This is a genomic window from Nonomuraea sp. NPDC049421 (genome assembly GCF_040677005.1).
Taxonomy (GTDB): Bacteria; Actinomycetota; Actinomycetes; order Streptosporangiales; family Streptosporangiaceae; genus Nonomuraea; species Nonomuraea salmonea.
In genome coordinates, this window is sequence record NZ_JBFAQA010000010.1 from 74,899 (window position 1) to 88,970 (window position 14,072).

At 73.2% G+C, this 14,072-nt stretch carries 12 protein-coding genes and 1 tRNA gene; 5 read left to right on the forward strand and 8 right to left on the reverse strand.

All coding sequences use genetic code 11. The annotated features are described in order from the left end of the window. Positions 1-31: 31 nt before the first annotated feature. Positions 32-4,975, reverse strand: coding sequence for a tetratricopeptide repeat protein (locus tag AB0K18_RS18860; RefSeq protein WP_364915495.1), 4,944 nt, complete (start codon positions 4,973-4,975; stop codon positions 32-34). 121 nt (positions 4,976-5,096) lie between these two features. On the opposite strand from AB0K18_RS18860, the gene AB0K18_RS18865 reads away from it, so the two are divergent. From AB0K18_RS18865 to AB0K18_RS18875, 3 genes are all read left to right on the forward strand, one after another. Further along, the gene (locus AB0K18_RS18865) at positions 5,097-5,642 is read left to right on the forward strand and encodes a hypothetical protein (RefSeq protein ID WP_364915497.1); all 546 of its coding nucleotides are present in this window, start codon (positions 5,097-5,099) and stop codon (positions 5,640-5,642) included. A gap of 40 nt (positions 5,643-5,682) precedes the next feature. Beyond that, on the forward strand, positions 5,683-6,060 hold the full coding sequence (locus tag AB0K18_RS18870) for a hypothetical protein (RefSeq protein WP_364915499.1): 378 nt from the start codon (positions 5,683-5,685) through the stop codon (positions 6,058-6,060). Between the two features lie 67 nt (positions 6,061-6,127). Further along, the gene (locus AB0K18_RS18875; RefSeq protein WP_364915501.1) at positions 6,128-6,811 is read left to right on the forward strand and encodes a DUF6766 family protein; all 684 of its coding nucleotides are present in this window, start codon (positions 6,128-6,130) and stop codon (positions 6,809-6,811) included. Here AB0K18_RS18875 and AB0K18_RS18880 read toward each other — a convergent pair. Continuing rightward, positions 6,745-7,584, reverse strand: a complete 840-nt coding sequence (locus tag AB0K18_RS18880; protein WP_364915503.1) for a pyridoxal-phosphate dependent enzyme — start codon at positions 7,582-7,584, stop codon at positions 6,745-6,747. The two genes, AB0K18_RS18875 and AB0K18_RS18880, sit on opposite strands and share 67 nt — an antisense overlap. Before the next feature lie 43 nt (positions 7,585-7,627). Here AB0K18_RS18880 and galK point away from each other — a divergent pair, with 43 nt between their 5' ends. After that, the gene (gene galK / locus AB0K18_RS18885; RefSeq protein ID WP_364915505.1) at positions 7,628-8,743 is read left to right on the forward strand and encodes a galactokinase; all 1,116 of its coding nucleotides are present in this window, start codon (positions 7,628-7,630) and stop codon (positions 8,741-8,743) included. A 104-nt stretch (positions 8,744-8,847) separates the two neighbouring features. Here the strand turns inward: galK and AB0K18_RS18890 are convergent, their stop codons facing one another. The 4 genes from AB0K18_RS18890 to AB0K18_RS18905 form a co-directional block, all read right to left on the reverse strand. Continuing rightward, entirely contained in the window at positions 8,848-9,624 is a 777-nt protein-coding gene (locus AB0K18_RS18890) for an enoyl-CoA hydratase-related protein (protein ID WP_364915507.1), read from the reverse strand. A 40-nt stretch (positions 9,625-9,664) separates the two neighbouring features. Further along, positions 9,665-10,819, reverse strand: coding sequence for a nitric oxide synthase oxygenase (locus AB0K18_RS18895; RefSeq protein WP_364915509.1), 1,155 nt, complete (start codon positions 10,817-10,819; stop codon positions 9,665-9,667). A gap of 262 nt (positions 10,820-11,081) precedes the next feature. Beyond that, positions 11,082-11,495 (reverse strand): hypothetical protein, encoded by a 414-nt coding sequence (locus tag AB0K18_RS18900; RefSeq protein ID WP_364915511.1) that lies wholly within the window; start codon positions 11,493-11,495, stop codon positions 11,082-11,084. A 165-nt stretch (positions 11,496-11,660) separates the two neighbouring features. Continuing rightward, positions 11,661-11,735: transfer RNA gene (locus tag AB0K18_RS18905), tRNA-Asn, on the reverse strand. 126 nt (positions 11,736-11,861) lie between these two features. Between AB0K18_RS18905 and AB0K18_RS18910 the strand changes: the two genes are divergently transcribed. Further along, on the forward strand, positions 11,862-12,179 hold the full coding sequence (locus AB0K18_RS18910) for a YtxH domain-containing protein (RefSeq protein ID WP_364915513.1): 318 nt from the start codon (positions 11,862-11,864) through the stop codon (positions 12,177-12,179). A 132-nt stretch (positions 12,180-12,311) separates the two neighbouring features. Here AB0K18_RS18910 and AB0K18_RS18915 read toward each other — a convergent pair whose 3' ends face one another. Both AB0K18_RS18915 and AB0K18_RS18920 read right to left on the reverse strand, forming a co-directional pair. After that, positions 12,312-12,785, reverse strand: coding sequence for a hypothetical protein (locus AB0K18_RS18915; RefSeq protein ID WP_364558334.1), 474 nt, complete (start codon positions 12,783-12,785; stop codon positions 12,312-12,314). After that, complete coding sequence (locus tag AB0K18_RS18920) at positions 12,782-14,059, reverse strand: hypothetical protein (protein ID WP_364915514.1); 1,278 nt, start codon at positions 14,057-14,059, stop codon at positions 12,782-12,784. The genes AB0K18_RS18915 and AB0K18_RS18920 overlap by 4 nt, the downstream gene beginning before the upstream one ends. Positions 14,060-14,072: the final 13 nt, after the last annotated feature.

The window sequence follows — 14,072 nt, forward strand, 5'->3', positions numbered from 1 at the left end:
GGCTATACAGTCATTTAATTGACGGCAAGTCTCAGGCGAGCTTGCTCAGCAGCGCCTCCGCCTCAGGAGCGAACGACGGGTCGCCGGTCCCGACCGCCCTGACCAGCAGGCGGCGGGCCAGCTCCAGGTCGCCGCGCTCGTACCGGATCTCGCCCATGCGGCAGGCGGCCTCGGCGACCAGCTCGTCCTGCTCGCTCAGCCCCAGCGTCAGCTCGTAGAAGCGGAGCGCGCCGTCGCGGTCGCCCAGCCAGTAGCACAGCTCGCCCAGGTGCGCCGCGGCCAGCCCCGACTCGGGGTCGCCCGAGTCGATCACCCGCTGGTACCAGTTCAGCGCCTCGGGATAGTCGCGCTCGCGCTTGGCCAGCGCGCCCAGGAACATCGCGCCCAGCGCGCTGTTGTGCCCCTCGCCCTCCTCGACCGCCCTGCGGTACCAGGCGCGCGCCCGCAGCGCGTCCTCGTCGTGGTACGTCTGCCCGAGCGCGAGCATGGCCCGCACCGCCAGGTCGGCGTCACCGGCCTCCATGACCTGGAGGTAGACCTGCCGGCCCGCCTCCACCTGGCCCGACTCCACCAGCGTCTGCGCGTACAGGGTCAGCGCGGTCAGGTCGCCGTCCCGCGCCGCGTCCTCCAGCGTGCGCAGCGACGCCTCGATGTCGCCCTGCTGCTCCTGCAGGATGCCGAGCAGCCCGCCGAACACGCCGCGCGCCGGGCTGTCCGCGTCGCCCGCCTGCCGCGCGGCCAGGGAGTAGACGGCCTCGGCGTCGCCGTCTGCGTCCAGCAGCTCCAGCAGGCGGCCGTCCGCGAGGAACCGCACGTCGGGGTCCTCGTCCCTGCTCAGCCGCTCGTACGTCTTCCGCGCCCGGCCCGTCTCGCCCAGCTCGGCCAGCCGCTGGGCCGCCTCCAGCTCCGCGTACGGGCCCGTCCCCGCCAGCGCGAAGTAGCCGGGCACCGCGTCCGGGTCGCCGCACCGGCCGCCCAGCGCGCGGGCCGGCTCGGCGGCGCGCTCGCCCATCAGCGCGAGCACCCGCAGGGCCTGGGCGTGCTCGCCGCGCTCGCTCGCCTCCTGGGCGAGCCCGGTCAGCGCCTCCTCGGCGAGATCGTCCACGGGAGTGCCGAGCGCCGGGGCGAACGCGCGGGCGGCGGCGTCGATGTCGCCGTCCTCGTACGCCAGCACGCCCAGCCGCATCCCCGCCCGGCCCGCCGCCGCCTCGTGACCCGAGCCGGCCGCGAGCCGCAGCTCGCGCTCGGCCCCTTCGCGGTCGCCCAGCTCCTCCAGGACGCCGGCCAGGTCCACCCGCATCGAGGCGGCCCGCCCGTCCGGCGCGGCCTCGACGCCTCTGGCGAACACGGCGGCGGCCTCCTCCCTGCGGCCCCTGAGCGCCAGCGAGGCGCCCAACGCCCAGTGGCCCATGCCCACGGTGTCCGGGTCGCCGCTCGCCATCGCCAGGCTCGCCTCGGCCTCCACGGCGTCGTGGTCCTCCTCACGGACCAGCGTGGAGAGCAACCTGCGGCGGCACTCCAGGTCGCCGCCCGCCGCCGCCTCGGCCAGCACCTCGCGGGCCCGCCGCGGCTCGCCGCGCTCCCTGAGCAGCTCGGCGGCCAGCCGCCCGGTGCCGGGCAGGCCGGCCATGGCGGCCTCGACCGCGCCGTCCAGGTCGCCGCGGTGGTGGCGGACGACCGCGATGTCGTGCCAGGCGACGGGCGCCGCGTCCGGGTGCTCGGTGGCCCGCAGCAGGTACACCTCGGACAGGCTGGGGTCGCCGTTCCCGGCGAGCAGCGCGCCGAGCTCGAACGCGGCCCTGGGGTCGCCCTCGGCGGCCAGCACGCGCAGCAGCACCTCGGCCTTGTCGTCGTCCAGTTCCGCCGCCGCGTCCAGGGCATGGGTCACGGCCTCGTCGCGCTCGGCGCCCTCGGGGAACGCGGCCAGCAGGCCGGGCACCCGCGCCACGTCGCCGTCCCGCAGCGCCAGCAGCAGCGCCGCCAGCGGCCGCGAACCGGTCAGCTCGGCCAGCGCCGCCTCCGCGCCGGGCCGGTCGCCCTCGGCGTCCAGCACCCACGGCAGCTCGTCGGGGGCGGCCCGGCCGAGCAGGTGGCGGGCCGTCGCGCCGTACAGGCCGTCCTCGTCGGCGGCGGCCCGCTCCAGCGCGAACCGCGCCGCGTCGTCGTCCCCCGCCGCCCGCAGGCTGCGCCCGGCGGCCAGCATGGTCTCCGGCTCGGAGTCAGGGTCGAGCGCCGCCGCGCGCTCGAAGGCCGCCTTGGCCGCCTCCAGCTCCCCGGTCTCGGCCAGCAACACCCCGAGCAACCGCTCCGCCTCAGCCGTCTCCGGCACCCGCGGCCCCTCCGCGACGGAAGCGGTGGCCGGCGTGTGCCTCTCTTCCGCGCCGGTCAGGGTGGCGAGGGCGGCTCGGGAGTCGCCGCGTTCGTGCAGGCGCTGGGCCACCAGTACGCGGCCGTCCGCGCCGAACGCCGCCGTCAGCCGTTCCACGGCCTCGGGCACCCGCCCGGCGTCCACGAGGGACCGGCTGAGCAGAAGGGCCGCGTCGCGGTCGTCGGCGGGCAGGCGGGAGAGCACCTCCACGGCGTCGGCATGCTCGCCGAGGCCATGCAGCAGTTCCCCGGCCTCGCGCAGCCCCAGCCGGTCGAGCTCGTCGTCCTCCCCCAGCGCCGCGAGGTACGCCATGACCGCTCCGCGCGGGTCACGCGCGTCGACGCGCAGCGCGCCGAGCAGGCAGGCGGCGTACCGGCGCAGCGCGGGATGCCCCGACTCGACCACCATCGCCAGCACGCCGTCGGCCGCCTCGGCCTCCCTGGCGTGCTGCCAGGCGTTCGCGCACCTGATGGCCAGCCGGGTCGCCACCGACCACGCCTCACCCTCCGGCATCGCGCGGGCCGCGCCGTCGAAGTCCCGGTCGAGCACCAGCCGCCCGAACGCGCTGAGCGGGTCGGTCCCGTGCTCCAGCGCCGCCCGCGCGCCCGCCGGGTCGTCCAGCCTGAGCCGGGTGACGGCCAGCGGCAGCACGGCGTGCTCGGGCGCGCCCTCGGCGATCATCCGCTCGTGCAGCCGGCAGGCGGCGAGCAGGTCGCCCTGCCGCTCGTAGATCTCGGTCAGCGCGAGCGCCGCTTCGACGCGCAGCCCGCGGTGCGGTCCCGCGAGCACCTTCTCGTACGCCGCCCGCGCCGATCCGGGATCGTCGTCGGCCGCGACCGCGCCGAGCGTGGCGCCCACCCAGGGGGCCAGCGCGGGATGCCCTTCGGCGAGTGCGCGTTCCAGCAGCTCGGTGGCCTGCCGCCGGTCGCTCAGCACCTCCTTGCCGAGCACGGCCGCGTACGACAGCGCCAGCGGCTCGCCGCCACCCGCCGCCGACAGGAACAGCTCGGCCGCGTCGGAGGCGTCGTACCCGCTGGAGACCAGCACGTGCGCGAACACGGCGGTGCCGAGCGCCGCGACGGCCGGGTCCAGGTGCTCGGTGGCGGTCCGGTAGGCGCGCAGGCCCTCCTCCCTGCCCAGCCAGTGGTGGTCGAGCAGGGCGCCGAGCACGGGATGCGGCTCGTCGCCCGGCGCGCGCAGCAGTTCGAGCAGCACCGCCGCCTGGAAGCCCTGCGGCACGTCGTCGCCTTCTGCCACGTACATCAGCAGCTCGTCGGCCTGCTCGGGGTCACCGTCGCGCAGCTCGATGCAGGCCAGCGCGACCATGGCGCGCGGCGCCTGGACGGGCACGCCGGAGTCGGCGGCCCTGCGCAGCAGCAGCCGGGCCCCGGCGAGGTCGCCGTCGCGCAGCCGGGCCAGGCCGTCGTCGACGTCGTTGAGCGCCTGCTCGGTCACCGGGTCGGCGGGCGGCTGCCGCCTGGCGTCGTGCTCCAGCAGCAGCGTGGCCTTGAACGCGGTGTCGGGGTCGGCGTGCCCGGCCGCCAGCAGGGCCAGCTCCATGGCCTCGTCGTGCACCTCGGGCTGCTGTTCGAGCAGCATGCCGAGCAGCGTGACGCAGACCGAGGACCACTCGCCCTCGCCCGCTTCCAGCACGGTCCTGATCGCGGCCAGCGCGGCGGCGCTCTCCCCCGCCTCGGTGTGCAGCTGGGCCAGGCACGCCTGGGCCTGCATGGCGTGCTCGCGATGGCCGCTGGCGATCACCCGCTGGAAGATCGCCCTGGTCTCCTTGTCGTCGCCGAGCTGGGCGGTGACCTTGGCCAGCTCGATGAGCGAGGGCAGCCGGACGTCGGGGTCGGGGTGCTCGGCGGCGACGCGGTAGGCGGCGGCCGATTCTGCGTACTCGCCGAGGTCGACCAGCACCGCGCCGAGCAGGTTGTGCGCCATGGCGAGGTGGTCGGGGTGGCCGACGGCGATGGCGTGCTCGCAGACGGCGCGGGCCCGGTCGAAGTCGCCCGCGTCGGCGTACATCCGATAGAGCTGGAACGCGGCCAGCGAGACCACCTCGGGGTCGCCGCAGGTCAGCAGGGCACGATAGTCGTCCTCGTCCTCGGCGGCGGCGTACAGCTCGTGCGGCGGCGCCTGCGCGACGGGGATCTCCGGCAATTCCAGCCGGGCGGCCAGCTCGGCCACGGCGGGGCTGTCACACCTGCGGGCCCGCTCCAGCGCCTCCTGCGCGCCCGGCGCGTCGCCGAGCTGCGTGCACACCAGCACCAGGGCCGTGTCGGCGAGCGCCGCCACCTCGAAGTCGGCGCCGTCGGAGGCGATCATCAGCACGCGGTGCGCCGCCGCCCACTCCTTGGCGTTGATGAGCATCATCCCCATCGCCATCGCGGAACGCTGCCCGAACACCGGGTCCCCTGACTGGATCACCGAGCGGTGCGCAGCCTCGGCGCCGTCCAAATCCCCCTGCTCCTGCAGCAAACCGGCCAGCAGATGGGACGCCTCCGGATCGCCCGTCGCCGCGATCTGCCTGAACAGCACGGCGGCCTGGTCGAGATCTCCGGCTCTCCAGTGGCTCATGGCCGCATCGAGCTGCTCTGACGCCATATTCACTCCAAGGTCATCGGACAATGTGAAAAAGCTACACATGTGTCACCGGCGTCACACGGCGATTCGAGATCTCCGGTCCGCCCGCGAGGAGGGCGGGCAGCGCCGTAGCGTAGTGCTCATGGGCAGAGCGTTCTGGATCGATCAGGAGTTCGACAGAGACCGTGATGGGCGCTATGCCGTACACGTGCGGAAGAACCTCGACGGCTTCGAATGGGGGGACATCGCACCCGTACGATTCGCCTGCACGGCGTGGGAACTGGCCACGCCGCCGTCCCTGACGCCCGGCTACGTCCGCTGGGACCGCCGCGTCCTCGAGGCCACCTGCCACCGCAACACCTGGGACGGCACCCTCTACGCCCGCGTCCGCATCGTCTCCCCGTTGCCCGACGAGCTGCGCCGCTCCCGCGCCTGGTGGCGCGACCGCGGCTGGACGGACTGGCAGGAGACCTTCGGCCAGTACGTCGAGCCCAGTCAGCAGGACCTCGCCCGGGTGCCCTTCCTGCGCGCGTCCCTGCTGGTCGAGGCGCCGCTGCCGCTCGACGACCTGCCGCCGGAGCCGGAGGGCCCGCACGACGACGTCGAGCGGCGCGCCCACCGCGCGGTGACCGTGCTGGCCCGCGAGCTCAACGCCCTCGTCGCCCCGGTGCTCGACCAGCTGGGCTGACCCACCGCATGCGTGATCCTCCTGTGGGTAGCGGCACGCCATGAGAATGCTGATCGTGCTGGCGCTGGCCATGGGGCTGACCGGCTGCGCCGTGGACACGGCAGCCCCGGCGCGTACCGCCGAACGGTTCCACGCCGCGCTCTCCGCCCACCAGGAGGAGGCCGCGTGCGCCCTGCTGTCCGGACAGACGGCGGAGAAGCTGCCCGACCCCGGTCAGAGCTGCGCCACCGCCCTGCGCGAGCTGCGGCTCGGCCCGGGCGGCGCGGTCACCGGGGTGAGCGTGTGGGGCGAGGAGGCCCAGGTACGGCTGCGTGGCGACACGCTCTTCCTGCACCGCTACGCGGACGGCTGGCGGGTCAAGGCGGCGGGCTGCGAACCGGCCGGCGACCGGCCGTACAACTGTGAGGTGGACGGCTGATGCGCACGATGTTCACGCTGACCCTGCTGCTGATCGCGGCCGGCCTGGCCTGCTTCTTCGTCCTGGGGTGGTCGAGACTGTGAAGTGGATCAAGGAGAACTCACTGGCCCTGACGTTCCTCGTGCTGTTCCTGCTGGCGGTGGCGGGGCAGGCGGTGGCGGGCATGTTCCACTACAACGACGAGCAGGTGGCCCAGGGCGGCGAGCCGGTGTCGCTGCTGTCGTACGTGGCCTCCTCGTCCTACGCCGTGAACGTGGCCGAGAACTGGCAGTCGGAGTACCTGCAGTTCTTCCTGTTCATCATGCTCACCGTGTGGCTGGTGCAGAAGGGCTCGCCCGAGTCGAAGGAGCTGGACAGGGCGGGCGCCGAGTCCGACGAGGACCAGCGCGTCGGCCGCCACGCGGATCCTGACTCCCCGCGCTGGGCCAGGGCGAAGGGGCTGCGCCTGTGGCTGTTCAGCAACTCGCTCGGGCTGGTGATGGGGCTGATCTTCCTGCTGTCGTGGCTGGCGCAGTCGGTGGCCGGGCAGGCGGTCTACAACGCCGACCGGCTGGGCGACCTGCGCGACCCGGTCTCGTGGGGCTCGTACGTCACCTCGGGCGAGTTCTGGGACCGCAGCCTGCAGAACTGGCAGTCGGAGCTGCTGGCCGTGCTGTCGATGGTGGTGCTGTCGATCTATCTGCGTCAGCGCGGCTCACCCGAGTCGAAGCCGGTGGGCGCGCCGCACGCCTCGACCGGCGTGGAGGGCTGACCGGTGATCACCGCGACCACGCGGGTGCCGGGGGCGAAGGCGCCCTGGCGGGCGAGGTCGAGGATGCCGTACATCATCTTGGCCACGTAGATCCGCTCGAAGCCGTGGCGGGAGGCGAACTCCTCCAGCTCGGGCGTCGTGCGGGCGTAGCCGCCGAAGTGGTGGCCGAGGTCGATCGACCAGTTGCCCGAGACGCGTCCGTACGTCTCCCGCTGCAGCCTGGCCACCTCGTCCTCCAGGAACTTCGCGCCCTTGAGCACCGCGAAGCCCAGCGCCCGCCGCCCCTCGGGCAGCCCGGCCGCGATGCCCGCCAGGGTGCCGCCGGTGCCGACGGGGCAGCAGATGACGTCGTAGTCGTCCTCGATCTCGCCCGGCAGCTCCGCGCATCCGCGTACGGCCGCCGCGTTGCTGCCGCCCTCGGGCAGGATCGCGACGTCCTCGCCCCACCGCGCGCGCAGCCCCGCCAGGACCTCCTCGGTGTGCTTGCGCCGGTAGGTCGCGCGGTCGAGGTAGGTCAGCGTCATGCCGCAGGCGGCGGCGCGGGCCAGCACGGGATTGAGCGGCAGGTGCTCCTCGCCCCTGATGACGCCGATCGTCTCGACGCCGTGGCGCGCCCCTGCCTCGGCCACCGCCCTGATGTGGTTGGAGTACGCGCCCCCGAACGTCAGCACCCGCGCGTGCCCCAGGTTGTACTTCAGCTTGCGCGGCTTGTTGTCGTCGTGCCGCAGGAAGACCCGGACCTGGCCGAGCGCTGGATCCAGGAACTCCTCCATGGCGCTAGTCTACGGACGGGTCCTTGTTGAGGAGTGTTGGATTATGCGCGTTGTTGAAGCTTTTCGTGCCGCCTTCGGCGCGTCCCCGCAGACCGTCTGGCGTGCGCCGGGCCGCGTCAACCTGATCGGCGAGCACACCGACTACAACGACGGCTTCGTGCTCCCGTTCGCCGTGCCGTGGGGCGTCACGGCGGCGCTCACCCCGCGCACCGACGGCGTCATCCGCCTGCTGTCCCTCCAGTCCGCCGACGGCGAGCCCGTCGTCATGGAGACCCGCGAGGATTCGCGCGGCTGGACCCGCTACGTCGTCGGCGTCCTCGCCATGCTCGGCGACCGCGTCGCCGGCGCCGACATCGCCATCGACGGCGACGTGCCGCAGGGCGCCGGGCTGAGCTCCAGCGCCGCCCTGGAGGTGGCCGTCGCCTCCGCGCTCAACGACGTGCACGGCCTCGGCATGACGCCCATGGAGCTGGCCCTGCTCAGCCAGAAGGCGGAGAACGACTTCGTCGGCATGCCCTGCGGCATCATGGACCAGGCCGCCTCCGCCCTGTGCGAGGAGGGGCACGCGCTGTTCCTCGACTGCCGCTCGCTCGGCAGCCGGTCCATCCCGCTCGACCTGGCCGCCCACGGCCTGAGCATGCTCATCATCGACACGCAGGTGCACCACGAGCACGCCGGCGGCGAATACGCCAAGCGCCGCGCCGAGTGCGAGTCGGCGGCACGCAAGCTCGGCGTGCCCGCCCTGCGCGACGTCACCGACCTGCCCGGCGCGCTGGCGCGGCTGCAGGGCGACGAGCGCAAGCGCACCGAGCACGTCGTCACCGAGAACCACCGCGTCGAGGCCCTCGTCGGCCTGCTGCGGGCGGGCGCCGTCACGGAGATCGGCGCCCTGCTCAACGCCTCGCACCTGTCGCTCAGGGACCTGTACGAGGTGTCGTCGCCCGAGCTCGACGTCGCCGTCGAGGCCGCGCTCAAGGGCGGGGCGCGCGGGGCGCGGATGACCGGCGGCGGCTTCGGCGGCTCGGCCATCGCGCTGGTGCCGGTCGAGCGGCTGGAGAGCGTGCAGGAGTCGGTGTCGGCCGCCTACGCCGAGCGCGGCTACCAGGCCCCGCGCTTCCTGCCGGCCACCCCGGCCCAGGGCGCCCACCGCATCGCCTGACCGTTCGCAGCGACTTCGGGGCGGCTTTCAGGGCCGCTTTTCAGGGCCGCTTTTCAGGGCCGCTTTTCAGGGCGGCCTTCCAGGGCGGCCTTCCAGGGCGGCTTTCAGAGCGGCGGGAAGTTCGGGGGGCGGCGCTCCAGGAAACTGGCGACGCCCTCCGCGAAGTCGGGCCGCCCGAACGAGGCCATCATCTCGTGCGTGGCCGTCTTGGCCGCGTCGTCGAGCGTGGCCTCCCAGTCATGCCAGACCTGCCGCTTGATCACCGCCAGCGACGCGGGGGAGCTGTGCACCGCCAGCTCCCCCGCGTACGCCAGCACCTCCTCCATCAGCGACTCCCCCGGCACCGCCCGGTTGACCAGCCCCAGCTCGTACGCCTCCCCGCCGGTGAACACCCGCCCCGACAGCAGGATGTCCATCGCCCGCTGCTGCCCGATCACGCGCGGCAGCACCCAGGACAGCCCGTACTCGGCGACCAGCCCCCGGCGCGCGAACGCCGTCGTCCACTTCGCCTCCTCGGCGGTGAACACCAGGTCGCACACCAGCGCGTGCACCATCCCGAGCCCCGCGCAGGCTCCGTTGACGGCCGCGATGATCGGCTTGCGGATCGTCGTCGGGTACGTGTTCGGGCGGGGGTCGGGCACCTCGTCGTACGAGCCGCCCTGGATGGCGCTCAGCGTCTTGAAGTCGGCGCCGGAGCAGAACCCCTTGCCCGCGCCGGTGACCACCACCACCCGCACGCCGGGATTCGCCTCCGCCTCCGCCAGCAGGTCGAAGTAGCGCCGGCCCAGGGCGCCGGTCCACGCGTTGAGCGTCTCGGGCCGGTTGAAGGTGAGGGTCAGCACGCCCTGGTCGTCGAGCGTGGAGAGCACGAGTTCCGCCATGCCCCCAACAGAACCATGTTCTAGGCGCGGAAGGCAAGGTTCAGTCGTGGTGGACGAAGGCGGGGGTGAGGACGCGGGTGTCGTAATAGCGGTGGAAGACCGGGGTGGCGCTGCCGGACATCGGCGGCACGATCCACGACCAGTCCGCCGGGCAGACCCGGCCCGCCTTCTCCTCGCGTTCCAGGTGGGTGAGGAAGCGGCGCGACTCGGTGTGGTGGTCGGTCATGGTCACCCCCGCCCGCTCGAACGAGTGCAGCACCGCCACGTTCAGCTCCACCATCGCGTGGTCGCGCCACAGCGAGCGCTCGGAGGAGGTGTCCAGGCCGAGCCGCTCGGCCACCACGGGGAGCAGGTCGTACCTGTCCGCGTCGGCCAGGTTGCGGGCGCCGATCTCCGTGCCCATGTACCAGCCGTTGAACGGCGCGCACGGATAGCAGAGGCCGCCGATCTCCAGGCACATGTTCGAGATGGCCGGTACGGCGTGCCAGCGCAGCCCCAGCTCCTCGAACCACGGGTACTCGGGATGCGTCAGCGGCACCTCCAGCACGGCGTCACCCGGCAGGTTGCACAGCAGCGGCCGGCCCCGGCCCGGATGGATGATCAGCGGCAGCACGTCGAACTTCCCGCCCCTGCCCTGCCAGCCCAGCGCCTGCGCGGTCTCGGTGAGCGCCACGTTCGCCGGGTCACCGACGACGCCGTCCTTGGTGCGGTAACCGGCGTACCGGATGAGCTGGTCGTTGAGTATCCGCGGCCCGCGCAGCGCGGGCGTGTCAGGCGGCAGCACGGTGATGGTCGGCCTGACCTTCCCCGCGGGGGCCTGCGCACCCGCGCCGGAGCCGGTGGCCGCGCGCAGGTGCGCCACGCACTCCAGCGCCACCCCCTCGGCCGTGCTCACCTCCCGGCGGTCGCGCACCTTGAGCGAGCGCCAGTACAGCCGGCCGATGCAGCGGTTGCTGTTGCGCCAGGCCACCCGGGCGCCGAACTCGAGCTCCTCGTACGTGTGCGTGTAGGTCCCGTAACGGGCCACGTCTCTGGCCACGTCACGGAGCCTGGCCTGCAGACCGCCGGCCGAGGGATGCTCGGCGTGGTAGAGCCTGATGAAGCGCTCCGCCTCGCGGAGGTCGATGGTGCACCCGTTCACCGTCCGTACGGCGGGCGCGTCGAAGGGACGAAGGGACCTGATCCAGGTAGACACGCGGCAACCAGCACTTCTCGGTCATCGGATCGCCCCACCGATTCCGGGTCGGCGGCACGTCCTGCTGGAGGCGCCCTCTCCCCGCCTCCGCGACTCCTGCCCGCGGCTCCGGCCGTACCGACCGGCCCCGCCATCCTGCCGCCCCACCGGACGCCTTGTCCCGCGTTTCCCGAAATCCCGTCACCATCTCACTACATAAGGTGAAATAGGCCGCGGCCTCCGCAGACCAGGGGCCGTCACCGGCGCCGGCGCCCCGGGACCGTCACCGGCGCGGACGCCCCTCCCACACGCAGGTGAGATGGACCACCCTCGCCTGCCGCCACCGCTTCCCCGCGACCTTCCTCGGCAGCTCCCGCGCCGGCACCGCGATGGACAGCCGCTCCTCCGGCACGACCACCACCTCGCCGTCGCCGTCCGCCGGCACCGGCTCGACGACCCGGACGGGACCGACGTCACCGACCTCGACCAGTTCGTCCACGGCACGGTCGGAGAAGCGCACCTTCCTGCCGTCACGCGTCCAGCACGTCAGCTTCCCGCCGCGCAGAATGCGGTCACCGTCCACCACCCGCTCACCGATCACCCGGACCGGCCCGTCGTCGGCCAGCGCCGACGTGGCCATCCCACCGAGCCCGAGCGCGGCGGCGGTGACGACGATCGCGAGACGTCGCGTCAACATGGGGTCTCCCTCCCCGAGGCGTTGTGACGCTCCGAGGCTCGCCCACCGCACCTGAAGCCCCGCTGAAGCCAGCAAAACCGATCTTCAGGCAGGCACCGCCCACCACAAGCGGACACCAGGAAACGGCGAAGGCCCCCTCACCTACTGGTGAGAGGGCCCGCACTGTGGCTCCCGCGATTGGACTCGAACCAATAACCTGCCGGTTAACAGCCGGCTGCTCTGCCGTTGAGCTACGCGGGATCGAACCGTTTGCCCACTTCGTCGGGGCTTTCGGGCCCCGTCGCCGTGCGCATGAATAGATTAGCGCACTCCTGGAGTGCGTGTCGCATCGTGAGCGGGGTAGGCCCGTGACAGCGGAGGTGCAATATGCGTTATCGGATGACATTCGCTGTTGGTCTGGCGGTCGGCTACGTGCTGGGCAGCCGGGCCGGCCGCGAGCGCTACGAGCAGATCAAGCAGACGGCGCAGCGCGTCGCCGACAACCCCCGGGTGCAGGAAGTGGCCGGGATCGTCGGTGCGCAGGCGTCGAAGGTCGCCGGGAAGGCCAGGACGAGGGTGGGTGACACGCTGCAGCAGCGGATCCCGTTCCTCGGCTCGCACGACCACCAGCCCGACTCGGGCACCGGCTGGCCCGACGAGGAGGGCGTCGAGCAGAAGGCCCGGGAGAGCGGCATCCCGTACTGACCGGGCCTCGGGACTGATCGGAGAGACCAGATCAGGCCGATCAGGCCGGCCGTACTGACGGCATGGGCGTGAGGCCGTACACCCCCGCTCGCCCATGCCCGTACCGGCGGACCCCTGAGAACCCCTAAGGGTTCAGACGCCCATGCTCCGCCGTACGCCCTCCAGAGCCTGTTCGGCCTGGGCGCGCAGACCGGGGTCGGTGGGGTCGAGGCCGTCGTCGAAGACGAGTGTCCAGCCGAGCACCTCGCCGCCGGGCGGGCGCCTGGCCACCAGCCGCACCCCGCCCCTGCCGGGCAGGCTGACGTGCTTGTTGACCACGATCGTGGAGTTGACCCGCTCGCGCACGGTCTCGGGCAGCAGCCGCGGTTCGGCGATGTGTTCGACGTGGCGTACGCCGCCGGTGGTGAGGACGCTGACGCCCGTCTCGTCCCACGACGCCCGGTCGATCTCCTCGTACGGCACCCGCGTGCCGTCGGACAGGTGGAGGGCGAGGTTGGTGGCGACGACGTGGCCGTCGGCGGAGGCGGCGAAGGTCAGCACCCGCTCGCCGCGCTCCGTCTTCAGCGAGGTGCGCACGTCGGCGGGCAACCGGCGGAAAAGGCTCATTGCACCACGTTATCCGCGAGCAGGTCGAGGGTGAGCGCCGCACTCCAGGAGAAGTCGCGGCAGCCGCGCCCGCTGCCGTCGAAGGGGTCGAAGCATTCGCGGAACCCGGCCTGGCGGACGAGGCGGAGGGTGCCCTGGGCGAGCTGGCGGCCGAGGTGGTCGAGCGAGTGCACGGTGGCCGCCCTGCGCAGCAGCCAGTTGGTGTTCACCCAGGAGGGGCCGCGCCAGTAGCGGGTGCGGTCGAACTGGGTGGCGCGGATCTCGCAGCTCGGCACGGGGTAGCCGGTGGCCCCCATGAACCGGGCCGATTCGAGCACCTCGACGGCCGCCTGGACGTGCTCGGCGGACAGTTCTGGATCGAGCAGCGGGCCGAACGCGCCGACCGTGCACACCCTGATGAGCCGGTCGGCGCGCAGGTCCCTGGCGAAGAAGCAGCCGTCCCAGAGGCGGTCGAGCAGCCCGCGCCTGATGCGCTCCGCCCGTTCGAGCTGGGGCGCGGGGTCGGCGCCGGCGAGCGGCGCCAGCTCGGCCATGGCCTGGCAGGAGGCCAGCCAGATGCCGTTGAACATCGGGTCCTCGACCGCGAAAGGATGCTCGTCGCGCAGGTAGCCGGCGCTGTAGCCGGCGTCGCGGTAGTGCAGGGCGAGCCAGACGTAGCGGTCGTGGTCGCTGCCGGGGTGGCGCTCCGCCATCTCGACGGGGCGGTTGCCGTACCGGATGGCGGGGACGGCGGCGAGCGGCTCGTCCCAGGCCGGGCTGTCGTCCATGCCCGACTCCCACGGGTGCACGATCGCGGCCAGGCCCGCGCCGCCGAGGTCGCGGGTGGCGGCGAGGTAGTCGTGCTGGGCGGCGATCGCCGGGTACGTCGCCCGGACGAACGCGGCGTCACCGGTGTGCCGGTAGAGCCACCACAGCGCCAGCCCGTGCAGGGGCGGCGCGGTGAGTCCCGAGGTGAGCACGCCGGGCGCGGCGTCGTGCTCCTGGGAGCGCCAGACGGACGGCCCGGGGAAGTACGCCTCCCGGGTGTGGAACACGATGTGCGGCACCATGCCGGTCGCCCACTGCCCGCGCAGCAGGCTGAGCAGCTCGTCTCGGGCGCGGTCCGGCCGGTGCCTGGCCAGACCGATCACGATGAACGCGGAGTCCCAGCTCCACTGGTGGGGATAGAGCCCCGGTGCGGGCACGGTGCCGGTGCCCGTCCAGTTCGCCTCGAGCACGCCCAGGGCCTCGCGCCCGAGCGCGGCGTCGTCGACTGCCGGCCGCGCCTCCATCATCCAACTATGACCG

Excerpts from the sequence above, each read along its gene's own strand:
- AB0K18_RS18910 (WP_364915513.1), top strand. The coding sequence starts at position 11,862 with ATGCGTTATCGGATGACATTCGCTGTTGGTCTGGCGGTCGGCTACGTG.
- AB0K18_RS18860 (WP_364915495.1), bottom strand. The coding sequence starts at position 4,975 with ATGGCGTCAGAGCAGCTCGATGCGGCCATGAGCCACTGGAGAGCCGGA.
- AB0K18_RS18880 (WP_364915503.1), bottom strand. The coding sequence starts at position 7,584 with ATGGAGGAGTTCCTGGATCCAGCGCTCGGCCAGGTCCGGGTCTTCCTG.
- AB0K18_RS18865 (WP_364915497.1), top strand. The coding sequence starts at position 5,097 with ATGGGCAGAGCGTTCTGGATCGATCAGGAGTTCGACAGAGACCGTGAT.
- AB0K18_RS18870 (WP_364915499.1), top strand. The coding sequence starts at position 5,683 with ATGAGAATGCTGATCGTGCTGGCGCTGGCCATGGGGCTGACCGGCTGC.
- galK (WP_364915505.1), top strand. The coding sequence starts at position 7,628 with ATGCGCGTTGTTGAAGCTTTTCGTGCCGCCTTCGGCGCGTCCCCGCAG.
- AB0K18_RS18915 (WP_364558334.1), bottom strand. The coding sequence starts at position 12,785 with ATGAGCCTTTTCCGCCGGTTGCCCGCCGACGTGCGCACCTCGCTGAAG.
- AB0K18_RS18890 (WP_364915507.1), bottom strand. The coding sequence starts at position 9,624 with ATGGCGGAACTCGTGCTCTCCACGCTCGACGACCAGGGCGTGCTGACC.
- AB0K18_RS18900 (WP_364915511.1), bottom strand. The coding sequence starts at position 11,495 with ATGTTGACGCGACGTCTCGCGATCGTCGTCACCGCCGCCGCGCTCGGG.
- AB0K18_RS18920 (WP_364915514.1), bottom strand. The coding sequence starts at position 14,059 with ATGATGGAGGCGCGGCCGGCAGTCGACGACGCCGCGCTCGGGCGCGAG.